This is a genomic window from Methylobacterium soli (genome assembly GCF_008806385.1).
Lineage (GTDB): Bacteria > Pseudomonadota > Alphaproteobacteria > Rhizobiales > Beijerinckiaceae > Methylobacterium > Methylobacterium soli.
The window spans coordinates 1-10,925 of sequence record NZ_VZZK01000007.1; the positions used below are offsets into that span (position 1 = coordinate 1).

Genomic DNA, 10,925 nt, shown 5'->3' on the forward strand with positions numbered 1-10,925 from the left:
TCCGCGCCCGCTTCGGCACGGGCGCGGCCGACGGTCCCGTCGCAACGCGATCGGGAACAGCTCTAGCCGCCACCGCCCGGTCCCTGGCTGCCGCTGCCGCTGGCGCCGCCCTGCGGCACGGCACGGGAGGGCTGACCCGCATTGCCGCCCGCAGCCGAGTCGGTCGCGATGGTCCCCGCACCCGTGGCACTTGGCGCAACGATCAGGCTGCGGTCGTTGCCGGTGTTGTTCAACTGTCGCTGGATGACCGTTCCGGTTGCGCCCGGCTCGCGCGCAACGGGCAGGCCCTGCGCGGAAGCGGAACCCGCAATCGTCAGCGCGAGGGTGCCGACGGCAATAAGCTTGATCATGGTGTCTCCCTGCTGGATGGATCCAGTTCAGGGGCGAACAACGGCGGCCCGTGGCAATGGTTGCTCCGGCCCCGCTCGCTGAGCGCCAGACATTCCTTTTGTCTTGCGGCATGTTAACGAGGATGCAGGCCTGCGGGCGCGCCGACCGCACGCGTCGCCCCTCCGGGCCGCCGATCCGTCTCGGTTCGTCGGCCGGCGCCTGCGTGGCTCAGCGCTGATCCTGAGGGTCTTCCTGCATCCCCTCCTCCGCCGCGGAGCCGATCTCGGGCCCGTGTTCGAGGAAGGTCGGGTGATCGATGGGCGGGAACAGGCGCTCGAGGCCGCGCGCCACGCCGTACAGAACAGGATCAGAGGCCGGCCCATCGAGAGGTGGGCAGTCGCTGGCTTCTCGCATCGCACGCTCTTTGGAAGTCGCGCCTCTGCCGAGGGCGCTGGCTGATGATCGGCAGGAGAGGCCTGCCCTTAACTTCTGTTAAACGTGCGAGATGGAATTCGTTTCAGGAGCCCGGTCGGATTTCTGGAATTTCTGACAAGTGTCCGAGCTCGTACGATGGATGTGGTGCAAGGGCGCATCCACGGAACGCGCTCTGCCGCGCCCACTGCGCGCGATGCATACTGACCTGCTCGGAACCCAGACGCCTTCTTGCTTGGCACATAGCCCCGGCTTCAGCGTCGCGGTTCGCGAACGACGCGCGATTGCCGCAGGCGATGAAAGCTTCTGCTTCTCCGGGGTTGTAGCCATTGGCAACATCCAGGAGACCGCCCCGCGTGATCAGCTCGGCCCAGGCGACCGAAACGCAGATCGAGGCCAATACCGGCTTCGAGACCCAGTGGAGCCGCGCCGAGACGGCGCTGCAGGGGCTGATCGGATTGATCATTGCCGCCGGTCTGCTCGGCGCCTTCGGCAATGGCTGGCTCTCCGCATCGACGAAGGCCTTCGCGCACGAGCCGCTGAGCGTGACGTATCAGCACCTCCTGCGTGCCAACGCGCCCACAGACCTGATCGTGGACGTGACGCGGGCCCTGCACAGCGAGAAGTTGCAGATCGATGTCGGCTCGGACCTCCTCGACCACGCATCCATCGGCGCGACCCAGCCGAGCGCCGTCTCGGTGGACGCCACGCCGCGGGGCGTGACCTACACGTTCAATCTGGGGCTCGAGAAACAAGGCAGCATCACATTCAAGCTGTCCCCCCGCAAAGTCGGGCCTGTCGCGGCCAAGCTGACGGTCCGCGGTGACCAGATCGACCTGCCGCTCTTCGTCTATCCCTGAGCGAACGCCGTCAGGTCTGAAGGACGCGCCCATGGACATCGTTTTCCGCGCCGCATTGATGTACCTCACCGTGTTGATCCTGCTGCGGCTCACGACGCAGCGGATCATGCGTTCGGCGACACCGCTCGACATGGTGGTGATCTTCTTCTTCGGCGGAATAGCCGTGCCGCCGATCCTGGGCGACGACCGCTCGATCACGGGCGCGATCCTGGCCCTCTGCACCATCGCGGGTCTGCACACGGCCCTCTCGCATCTGAAGCGGGTCTGGCCGGTGGTCGGCATGGTGACGGAGGGCAACCCGGTGGTGATCTATGCCAACGGCACCTGGGATGACGAGAAGATGCGGCGCCGTCGCGTGGATGCGCGGGACGTCATGGCGGAGATGCGCCAGCAGGGGATCACGAACCTGGAGGACGTGCAATCCGCCATCATCGAGCACACGGGCGCCATCACGGTCGTGCCGAAGCAGCGGCACACCCACCCGTGAGACGGGTTGGGCCCATCGCGCGCCCGCACGGCCTCAAGAAAAGCCCCGCGGCTCTCGGAGCGCGGGGCTAAGTTCAGATCTCGGGAGAAAGACGGCTCCACCAACGGCGGGGGTTCGGAATGCCGGCGGAGCCGTGCCGGGAACGGAACCGGCGCGGGCAAACTGCCACCTCGCCAGCCCGGCACATTCACGTGGGTAAAGGCAGCCTTCGTTTCCGCGCTGTGGCTGCCCAGGGTGTGGTTTCACGCGCTCGCCCGGTCATGAGCTCAGGTTGCTGAAATGCCGGCCATGATCTCCTGGCCAGGGTCTCAGACCTGCAGGAGATCCCATGCGCACGGATCACGTCGGATCCCTTGAAGACGCCGAAGGGCCAAGACGCCGAAGGGTGAAGACGCCGAAGGGTGAAGACGCCGAAGGGTGAAGAAGACGCTGAAGGGTGAAGAAGACGCTGAAGGGCGAAGAAAAGCCCCGGCGCGAGGCCGGGGCGATCATGGGTGCGGGTGTCGGCGCTCGCCGGCAGCTTAGTGGGCCGCGGTGTCGGCAGCCTCGGCGACGACGCGCCGGGTCGTGGGAGCGCGCGCGGTCACGGAGGGCGTCGTCGTCAGCTCGGAAGCCGGACGCAGGGTGGCCGTGGCGCGGGCCTGCTCACGGTAGAGCGGCGGCGTGAGGTTGAGGCGGTCATCCGCCAGCGCGGTGCCCGCCAGGGTGACGGAGGCGACAGCGGCAAGAACGAGCGTACGAACGGTCATGGTGCTGATCCCTTTGATGTTTCAGGGCCTCTGCCCTGTTTCGTGAGAGGGATATGCTTCCCGGAACACCATCATTCAAACAGATGCGGTCGATCATCGATATTGACTGCATCAATGATGGTGAGCCGGGGGCCCTGGCTGGTCAGCGCCGCCTAGTCGACGCGGGCATCAACCCGAGCCCCCCAGACGTTGATCGTGCGCGGAGCCTCGTGGACCACGGCGGCGTTCTCAGACGCCGCACCAGCCCGGGCCGAGGCGTAAGCGTGCCGGGGAGCGACCGAGCCGGTGGCCAGCACGGCCTCCTTGCGCGGGACGGCGTCCTTACGCGCTGTGGCCGCGCCAGCCACGGCTGACCGGGCGCCCGGAACGTTGAAGGTGTGGCCCCAGGCGTCGAAGGTCTGAACCTCCTGAGCGGCGGCCGGCACAGAGGCGGCAGCGATGCTGGCGGCGACGACAGCGGCGGCGAAGGCGGAACGAACACGCATCGGAATTCTCCCAAACTTGAGCGGGCGGAGCCGGATGGTCCCTGAGGGAGCCCGCTGCCTCGCTCGTTGCGATAGGCTTGATATAAACCTTTCCGCAGCCCTCGCCGTGCGTCAGCGCACCTGAGTTGATACCAACCTTGTTGTGGCGCGCGCTGCCGGGGGCCGGCCCTCGGACGCGGACCGGGCCGTGACCGTCTATTCGGAAGCCGGCGGAGCTCCTATATAGTTGGTATCAACTTTCCTGAGGGTCTGCCCATGGCCAGAACGCCTGCCCTTACCCCCGCGCTCGCGGCGACCATCGAGGAGGCTTGCCTCTGCCTCTCGACCCAGCGGGCAGCCCGCACCATCGGCCGTCGCTACGATGCCGCCTTGCGCCCCACCGGCCTGTCGAACTGGCAATTCGGCCTGTTGATGATGCTTGTTCGCGACGAGGCGCCGACCATCGGCGAGCTCGCTCAGGACCTGGCGATGGATCGCACCACCATCACGGCCAACCTGAAGCCTCTGGATCGTCGCGGCCTCCTCGCGGTCCGGGCGGATGCGCAGGACCGGCGTGTCCGGCGCATCGTGCTCACCGACGAAGGCCGCGCGCTCCTGACCGAGGCGATCCCCCTGTGGGAGACGGCGCAGGCTGCCTGCACGGCGCAGCTCGGCAGCGTCGATCAGATCGCTTTCCGTGCTGCCGTGGCCGCGCTGTCGGCCTGACGGGGACTCCGCTCGCGGGCCGCCGCGCCGGCGAGGAGGCAAAGCCGCGGATTCCGCGCCGCGATGGCCAGCCCCTCGAAGGGCAGCGGAGGGATCCGGTCGCGCGCCTGTGACTGAGCGATCGCCGCGTTGCCCGCGGGGCTCTGCCGGCCTCGGGGGCGCCCGCGGCGTTCATCGAAACAGGATCAGGGCTTCTGCAGCGCCTCGTGCGGCGTCATCGGCATCATGTTCTGATCTAGGTGGTACATGACCCAGATCGAGCCGACCAACGTGATGACGACCAGGGTCAGGGTGAAGGCCAGCGCCATGAAGGTCCAGCCGCCCTCCGATTTCGTATTCATGTGCAGGAAGTAGATCATGTGCACGACGATCTGCACCGCCGCCAGCGCCATGATGACGATGCTGGTCCAGAGCGTGTCCTGCAGAACGTCGCCCATGACGAGCCAGAACGGAATGGCGGTGAGGATGACCGACAGCACGAAGCCGGTCACGTAGCCCCGGAAACTGCCATGCGCCCCGTGCGGATGGGGCGCGCCCCGCGCCATGCCGGGCCCTGCCCCATCGTCCTGCGACTTCCGGACGTCTCCGGCCCCGGTCACCGCGCTCATCGCATGGCTCCCATCAGGTAGACGAAGGTGAAGACGCCGATCCAGACCACGTCGAGGAAGTGCCAGAACATCGACAGACACAGGAGCCGGCGCTGGTTCTCGGCGATGAGGCCGCGCTGGCGCACCTGCAGCATCAGGACGACGAGCCAGAGGATGCCGAAGGTGACGTGCAATCCGTGCGTGCCGACGAGCGTGAAGAAGGCGGACAGGAAGGCGCTGCGCTGAGGCGTCGCGCCCTCGCGGATCAGGTGGCTGAACTCGAAGAGCTCGATCGCCAGAAAGCCTGCGCCGAACAGGCCCGTGACGGCGAGCCAACGGAGCGTGGTGTCGATCCGCGCCTTGTCCATCTCGAGCATGGCAAAGCCGTAGGTAATGGACGACAGGAGCAGGAGGCCCGTGTTCACCGCGACGAGCCGGAGATCGAACAATTCCGCCCCGGACGGACCCGCCGCGTAGTTGCGGCCGAGCACCCCGTACGTGGCGAACAGGATCGCGAAGATGAGGCTGTCCCCCATCAGGTAGATCCAGAAGCCGATCAGCGTGCCCCCGTCGCCGTGGGCATGCTCTTCGTGCTCGTAGAAGACCGGTGCCGTGGCACCGGGCGGGGCGGTCCGCTCATGCATCGGCGCCGACCCCTCTCGTGAGTTGCGCGGTCCTCTCGCGCTCAAGCCGCGTGACGTCCTCGGCCGGGATGTAGAAATCCCGGTTGTAGTTGAACGTGTGGATGACGGCGGTGGCGATGAGGCCCGCGGAGGACAGGGCGGCCAGCCACCAGATGTACCAGATCATGGCGAAGCCCAGCACGGTGCTGAGGCCCGCCAGGATCACGCCCGTGCCGGTGTTCTTCGGCATGTGGATCGGCCGGAACCCCTCCAGAGGCCGGTCGTGGCCGCGCTTCTTCATGTCCCACCACGCGTCGAGATCATGGATGATGGGCGTGTAGGCGAAGTTGTAGGGCGGAGGCGGCGAGGAGGTGGACCATTCGAGCGTCCGGCCCCCCCAGGGATCGCCCGTGCGGTCGCGCAGCTGCTCGCGCCGAAAATAGCTGACCACGAGCTGGACGAGCAGCGCCAGGATCCCCGCCATGATGATGAACACGCCGATCGCCGCGACCGTCAGGTAAGGCTGCACGTCCGGGTCGTCGAAATGCTGCGTCCGGCGCGTCACGCCCATCAGGCCGAGGATGTAGAGCGGCGTGAACACCACCCAGAAGCCGATGAGCCAGCACCAGAACGAGACTTTCCCCCAGAACGGATCGAGCGTGTAGCCGAATGCTTTCGGGAACCAGTATTGCAGACCGGCGAGCACGCCGAAGACGACGGCGCCGATGATGACGTTGTGGAAATGCGCCACCAGGAAGAGGCTGTTGTGCACGATGAAATCGGCGGGCGGCACCGCGAGCAGCACGCCGGTCAACCCGCCGATCACGAAAGTCGGGATGAAGCCCATGACCCAGATGAACGGCACATCGAAGCGGATCTGCCCGCGATACATGGTGAAGAGCCAGTTGAAGACTTTCGCGCCCGTCGGGATCGAGATGATCATGCTCGCGATGCCGAAGAAGGCATTCACGGTGGGCCCGGCCCCCATCGTGAAGAAGTGGTGCAGCCAGACCAGCCACGACACGACGGCGATCACCATCGTGGCGTAGACCATCGAGGTGTAGCCGAACAGCCGCTTGCTGCAGAAGGTCGAGGTGACCTCCGAGTAGATCCCGAAGGCGGGCAGAACCAGGACGTAGACCTCCGGATGACCCCAGATCCAGATGAGGTTCATGTACAGCATCGTGTTGCCGCCGAAATCGTTCGTGAAGAAGTGCGTCCCCACGTATCGGTCGAGCGACAGCAGCGCCAGGGTCGCGGTCAGGACCGGGAAGATCGTGACGATGAGGGCGTTGCTGGCCAGCGTCGTCCAGCAGAAGACGGGCATCTTCATCAAGCTCATGCCGGGCGCCCGCATCTTGGCGATGGTGGCGATCAGGTTGATGCCCGACAGCGTGGTGCCGACCCCCGCGATCTGGAGCCCCCAGATGTAGTAATCGACCCCGACGCCGGGGCTGTAGGCCGCCCCCGACAGCGGCGCGTAGGCGAGCCAGGTCGCGCGCGAGAACTCGCCGACAAACAGGGACAGCATCGTGAGGGCAGCGCCGCCCGCCGTCATCCAGAAGCTGAAATTGTTGAGGAAGGGGAACGCCACGTCGCGGGCCCCGATCTGGAGCGGCATCACGTAGTTCATCAGGCCGGTGACGAACGGCATCGCCATGAAGAAGATCATGATCATGCCGTGCGCGGTGAAGACCTGGTCGTAATGGTGCGGGGGCAGGTAGCCCTCCGACGCGCCGACCGAGAGGGCCTTCTGGGTGATCATCATGACCGCGTCCGCGAAGCCGCGCAGCAGCATCACGATGGCCAGCACGACGTACATGATGCCGATCTTCTTGTGGTCGACGCTCGTGAACCATTCCCGCCAGAGATAGCCCCACTTGCCGTACCAGGTGACGGCACCGAGGAGGGCCGCGCCGCCGATCGCCACGGCGATGAACGTCCCGAGCAGGATGGGCTCGTGATAGGGGATCGCCTCGAGCGTCAGCCGTCCGAAGATGAGTTGCCTGAGGTCGAGGTTCGAGAACATGCGGAAGCTCGCTCGGGTCAGTGCTGGTGGCGATCGGACGGCCGATTGTTCAACTGCGCCGGAGCCGGCCCCCGCTCGGCCCCCGGACGCGCATTGCCCTGTCCCTGGTCGGGCTCGGATTTCGGCGCGTTGACGCCGCCGCGGCTCAGTTCCTGATCGCGGGGCATCATGCCTTCAGGCTGGACGGAGCCCTGGGGCGGGCGCCCGGAGGCCGGGAAGGTCGCGGCCGGCGATTCGTCGCCGCTCCTGCCACGACGGCTGTCGTATTCGAGCCTCTCCCGGTTCGCCTCGCTGGCCTCGCCGGCGCCACCCGACCGGTCGAGGTGGTGCATCTCCGCGACGCACATCTGGCCCGGCTCGACGCACAGGCCCAGGATGGCGTCGAAGAGGCCGTTCTCGACCGTGCCGAAGAACTGGACCGGGACCGCCTCGCTCGGCTTCTCGATCTTCAGATAGGCGTCGCGGTCGAGGCGCGTCCCGGAGGCCTTGGTCTTCGCCACCCACGCGTCGAAATCCTGCGGCGACAGGCTCCGGAAGCCGAAATTCATCCGGGAGAACCCCGATCCGCTGTAATGCGCCGACTGGCCCCGGAAGTCCCCCGCCTTGTTCATCACGGCGTGAAGCTGCGTCTGCATGCCCGGCATGGCGTAGACCATGCCGGCGAGAGCCGGCACGTAGAACGTGTTCCAGACCGAGGAGGAGGTGATCTTGAAGGAGATCGGCACGTCCACCGGCGCCGCCATCTCGTTGAGGCTCGCGACCCCGTGTTCGGGATAGAGGAACAGCCACTTCCAATCGAGGGCGACGACCTGGACGGTCAGGGGTTTCACGTCCGCCGGCACGGGCTTGTTGGGGGCGAGCCGGCTCAGGGGCCTGAAGGGATCGAGCGTGTGCGTGCTGATCCACGTCATGGCCCCGAGCGCGATGATGATCAGCAGGGGGATCGTCCAGATCACCACTTCGAGTTGGGTCGAGTGGTGCCAATCGGGATCGTAGATCGCCTTCGCGTTCGAGGCCCGGTAGCGCCAGGCGTACAGGAAGGTGAGCGCGATCACCGGCACGATGACGATCAGCATGAGCGCCGTGGACGCGATGAGGAGGTTGCGCTGCTGGACCGCGATGTCGCCCGACGGATTCAGCACGACCATGTTGCAGCCGGTGAGCAGACCCATGGCGGCGAGCGGCACCAGGCCGCGCCGGGTCCTGCGGAGCCAGGAGCCGCGCGCGCGGCGGGCGATGGGCGGGTGGGCGAGGACCATGGTCGGGGCGTCACTCCGTGATCCCTCGTCGCCAGGAGGGCGACGTGCGAGCGGGTGGAGCGGACACGCGGGTGTCCGCACGGCTCAAACCTGGCGGATTTCCGAGCGGGAAATGCCGAGCACGAGCAAGGTCGTGACCGCCCCCGACAGGAGGTACAGGCCGACGCAGGCCAATCCGTAGCGGGCCGAGAGATACAGGACGATGAGCGGCGCGAAGCCCGCACCGAGCAGCCAGGCGAGGTCGTTGGTGAGCGCGGCCCCGGTATAGCGATAGCGCTGCTCCAGGCGCGACGTCACCGCTCCGGACGATTGCCCGTAGGACAGGCCGAGCAGCGCGAAGCCGGCATTGACGTAGATCGTCTGGCCGATCGCGTTCTCCTCGAACAGGAGAGGCGCGATGATGCTGCCGATCGCGAAGATCGCGATCAGGCCGGCCGCGATCAGGAGCAGCTTCCGGCGGCCGATCTGGTCGGCGATCAGGCCCGAGGCCAGGATGGCCCCCGCGCAGATGAAGGCGCCGGAGCACTGAACCATCAGGAACTCGCCCGCCGAACGGTGCGTGAACAGGGTGATCCAGCTGATCGGGAACACGGTCACGAGGTGGAAGAGGGCGAAACTCGCCAGCGGGATCAGCGCGCCGATGACGAGTTCGCGCGCGTGGTCGCGGATCAGCGGGAGGATCGGGGAGGGTTCGAGCCGCCGCCGTTCGAGGAGGTTGGCGAATTCCTCGGTCGCGACGAGCCGCAGCCGCGCGAACACCGCCACGACGTTGATCGCGAAGGCGCAGAAGAACGGGTAGCGCCAGCCCCAATCCAGGAAGTCGGATTCGGGCAGGCTCAGCAGGAAGAACGCGAACAGGGTGCCCGCCACGATGAAGCCGAACGGTGCGCCGAGCTGCGGCAGGGCGGCGTAGAAGCCCCGTCGCTCGATCGGCGCGTTGAGCGCCAGGAGGGAGGCGAGCCCGTCCCAGGCGCCGCCGAGCCCCAGGCCCTGTCCGATCCGCAGGACGCTCAGGAGATACAGCGACCAGGCACCGATCTGGGCGTAGCTCGGCAGGAACGAGATCGCCATCGTGGAGAAGCCGAGCAGGAACATCGCGATCGTCAGCTTGACGCCGCGCCCGTGCCGGCGGTCGATCGCCATGAAGATGACCGAGCCGATCGGCCGCGCGATGAAGGCCAGCGCGAACATGGCGAAGGAATAGAGCGTCGCCGTCACGGGGTCGGCGAAGGGAAAGAACACTTTCGGAAAGACCACCACGGAGGCGATCGCGAAGACGAAGAAGTCGAAATATTCAGCCGCCCGGCCGATGATGACGCCGATCGCGATCTCGCTCGGGGCGATCCTGTGGTCGGTGGAGACCAGACGGGCGTCGCGCTCGAGCGGCGTGGAGGACGGAAGCGGCCCCTGAACCTGATCCATCGCCATCTGGGTGATCGCCTCTGTTCTAAGCCTGCTCCAGCATCAAACTCGATCTTGCGCCCGCGCTCGGGCGGTATGCGCCTGTGATGAAGCTTACCCGTGCGAAAACGAACGGTTCGCGTGACAGCGTCCTGAGTCTCTCTCCCTTGCCCGGCGTCCGGTGAAGCAAGCCGAGCCCTTGACCCGGCACAACGTCGAGATTCGGCGGTCCGGAAGCTGCAGGATTACAGACGCCCAACCTGAAAACATTCACTTACAGCAATCGGATTACCGCAAAGCTTCCATCCCGGGCGTGCCGATGGCCCCTTGATCTGCGCGGGTCCGGGAGGGTGGCTCGCGTCGCCTGCGTGCCGGCGGCCGGGTCGACGCCCTCGGTGGCGACCGTGTCCGGGTTCGCGCCGAGCCTCTCCGGAAACCCTCGCGCGCCCGCCGTCGTTGAGGGCTTGGCTGGACGATCCGTCCTCTGCTGCCGGCCCTCCGCGTTCAGCCGCTCGCGGGCGGAGGCCGGCTCGCTCGTGAATCGGAAGGTCTGAGGGGTGATGAAAAGGCTACTTCTCGCGGTGGTTCTCGGTGCAGGTCTCTTCGCGGGTCTCTTCGTGGGGCTCTTCGCCCTGGCGCCGCGGAGCGCGTCGGCCGCGAATTTCGGCACCGCGATCAACCTTGCGGCGCTCCCCGACAGCGGGATCGTCACGGTGGGCTGGCGCCGACACCGCCACTGGCATCACCGGCGCCATCGCCATCGCTGGCACCATCATCGCCGTCACCGGCACTGGCACCATCACCGGCGCCACCGGCACTGGCATCATCACCGGCGCCATCATGCCCCGGGGGCCCGCCATCGGCAGGCCCGCCCGCTACACTTCACGCAGCCATCGAAGGGGTGGCAGGAGCCCACGTCGCCGATCCGTCCGGTTCGTCGGAGCGGCGGTGCAGGGTTCGGCGCGGTGCGCTTCTGAC

At 66.8% G+C, this 10,925-nt stretch carries 13 protein-coding genes; 3 read left to right on the top strand and 10 right to left on the bottom strand.

Annotation, left to right across the window (positions count from 1 at the left end; translation table 11 throughout):
- Window positions 1–62 precede the first annotated feature (62 nt).
- Both F6X53_RS08230 and F6X53_RS08235 read right to left on the bottom strand, forming a co-directional pair.
- Window positions 63–350, bottom strand: a complete 288-nt coding sequence (locus tag F6X53_RS08230) for a hypothetical protein (RefSeq protein WP_150999387.1) — start codon at window positions 348–350, stop codon at window positions 63–65.
- A 208-nt stretch (window positions 351–558) separates the two neighbouring features.
- Window positions 559–744 carry a hypothetical protein gene (locus tag F6X53_RS08235; RefSeq protein ID WP_150999389.1) on the bottom strand — a complete coding sequence of 62 codons (186 nt, stop codon included), beginning with the start codon at window positions 742–744 and terminating at the stop codon, window positions 559–561.
- A gap of 374 nt (window positions 745–1,118) precedes the next feature.
- Here F6X53_RS08235 and F6X53_RS08240 point away from each other — a divergent pair, with 374 nt between their 5' ends.
- Both F6X53_RS08240 and F6X53_RS08245 read left to right on the top strand, forming a co-directional pair.
- Complete coding sequence (locus F6X53_RS08240; protein WP_150999391.1) at window positions 1,119–1,622, top strand: hypothetical protein; 504 nt, start codon at window positions 1,119–1,121, stop codon at window positions 1,620–1,622.
- A 31-nt stretch (window positions 1,623–1,653) separates the two neighbouring features.
- Window positions 1,654–2,109 carry a DUF421 domain-containing protein gene (locus F6X53_RS08245; RefSeq protein WP_150999393.1) on the top strand — a complete coding sequence of 152 codons (456 nt, stop codon included), beginning with the start codon at window positions 1,654–1,656 and terminating at the stop codon, window positions 2,107–2,109.
- 521 nt (window positions 2,110–2,630) lie between these two features.
- Here F6X53_RS08245 and F6X53_RS08250 read toward each other — a convergent pair.
- Window positions 2,631–2,858 carry a hypothetical protein gene (locus F6X53_RS08250; protein WP_150999395.1) on the bottom strand — a complete coding sequence of 76 codons (228 nt, stop codon included), beginning with the start codon at window positions 2,856–2,858 and terminating at the stop codon, window positions 2,631–2,633.
- A gap of 152 nt (window positions 2,859–3,010) precedes the next feature.
- Entirely contained in the window at window positions 3,011–3,343 is a 333-nt protein-coding gene (locus tag F6X53_RS08255) for a hypothetical protein (protein WP_150999397.1), read from the bottom strand.
- Window positions 3,344–3,598: 255 nt separating this feature from the next.
- On the opposite strand from F6X53_RS08255, the gene F6X53_RS08260 reads away from it, so the two are divergent.
- Entirely contained in the window at window positions 3,599–4,048 is a 450-nt protein-coding gene (locus F6X53_RS08260) for a MarR family winged helix-turn-helix transcriptional regulator (protein WP_150999399.1), read from the top strand.
- Window positions 4,049–4,233: 185 nt separating this feature from the next.
- Here the strand turns inward: F6X53_RS08260 and cyoD are convergent, their stop codons facing one another.
- The 6 genes from cyoD to F6X53_RS32240 form a co-directional block, all read right to left on the bottom strand.
- A complete protein-coding gene (cyoD, locus tag F6X53_RS08265; RefSeq protein ID WP_238297861.1) occupies window positions 4,234–4,593 on the bottom strand; it encodes a cytochrome o ubiquinol oxidase subunit IV in 360 nt (119 codons plus the stop codon).
- Between the two features lie 59 nt (window positions 4,594–4,652).
- Window positions 4,653–5,279 (bottom strand): cytochrome o ubiquinol oxidase subunit III, encoded by a 627-nt coding sequence (cyoC, locus tag F6X53_RS08270; protein WP_150999403.1) that lies wholly within the window; start codon window positions 5,277–5,279, stop codon window positions 4,653–4,655.
- Window positions 5,272–7,287, bottom strand: a complete 2,016-nt coding sequence (gene cyoB, locus F6X53_RS08275) for a cytochrome o ubiquinol oxidase subunit I (protein ID WP_150999405.1) — start codon at window positions 7,285–7,287, stop codon at window positions 5,272–5,274. Before cyoB ends, cyoC begins: the two co-directional genes overlap by 8 nt.
- 17 nt (window positions 7,288–7,304) lie before the next feature.
- Window positions 7,305–8,546: a ubiquinol oxidase subunit II gene (cyoA, locus tag F6X53_RS08280; protein ID WP_150999407.1), complete on the bottom strand. Its 1,242-nt coding sequence runs from the start codon at window positions 8,544–8,546 to the stop codon at window positions 7,305–7,307.
- 84 nt (window positions 8,547–8,630) lie between these two features.
- Window positions 8,631–9,974, bottom strand: a complete 1,344-nt coding sequence (locus F6X53_RS08285; protein WP_150999410.1) for an MFS transporter — start codon at window positions 9,972–9,974, stop codon at window positions 8,631–8,633.
- 542 nt (window positions 9,975–10,516) lie between these two features.
- A complete protein-coding gene (locus F6X53_RS32240; RefSeq protein WP_191970748.1) occupies window positions 10,517–10,789 on the bottom strand; it encodes a hypothetical protein in 273 nt (90 codons plus the stop codon).
- Window positions 10,790–10,925 lie beyond the last annotated feature (136 nt).

What these genes read in the sequence shown, in the direction of transcription:
- cyoA (WP_150999407.1), bottom strand. Translation starts at nt 8,546, where the DNA reads ATGGTCCTCGCCCACCCGCCCATCGCCCGCCGCGCGCGCGGCTCCTGG.
- F6X53_RS08260 (WP_150999399.1), top strand. Translation starts at nt 3,599, where the DNA reads ATGGCCAGAACGCCTGCCCTTACCCCCGCGCTCGCGGCGACCATCGAG.
- cyoB (WP_150999405.1), bottom strand. Translation starts at nt 7,287, where the DNA reads ATGTTCTCGAACCTCGACCTCAGGCAACTCATCTTCGGACGGCTGACG.
- F6X53_RS08285 (WP_150999410.1), bottom strand. Translation starts at nt 9,974, where the DNA reads ATGGCGATGGATCAGGTTCAGGGGCCGCTTCCGTCCTCCACGCCGCTC.
- F6X53_RS32240 (WP_191970748.1), bottom strand. Translation starts at nt 10,789, where the DNA reads ATGATGGCGCCGGTGATGATGCCAGTGCCGGTGGCGCCGGTGATGGTG.
- F6X53_RS08255 (WP_150999397.1), bottom strand. Translation starts at nt 3,343, where the DNA reads ATGCGTGTTCGTTCCGCCTTCGCCGCCGCTGTCGTCGCCGCCAGCATC.
- F6X53_RS08235 (WP_150999389.1), bottom strand. Translation starts at nt 744, where the DNA reads ATGCGAGAAGCCAGCGACTGCCCACCTCTCGATGGGCCGGCCTCTGAT.
- F6X53_RS08250 (WP_150999395.1), bottom strand. Translation starts at nt 2,858, where the DNA reads ATGACCGTTCGTACGCTCGTTCTTGCCGCTGTCGCCTCCGTCACCCTG.
- F6X53_RS08245 (WP_150999393.1), top strand. Translation starts at nt 1,654, where the DNA reads ATGGACATCGTTTTCCGCGCCGCATTGATGTACCTCACCGTGTTGATC.
- F6X53_RS08230 (WP_150999387.1), bottom strand. Translation starts at nt 350, where the DNA reads ATGATCAAGCTTATTGCCGTCGGCACCCTCGCGCTGACGATTGCGGGT.
- cyoC (WP_150999403.1), bottom strand. Translation starts at nt 5,279, where the DNA reads ATGCATGAGCGGACCGCCCCGCCCGGTGCCACGGCACCGGTCTTCTAC.
- cyoD (WP_238297861.1), bottom strand. Translation starts at nt 4,593, where the DNA reads ATGGCGCGGGGCGCGCCCCATCCGCACGGGGCGCATGGCAGTTTCCGG.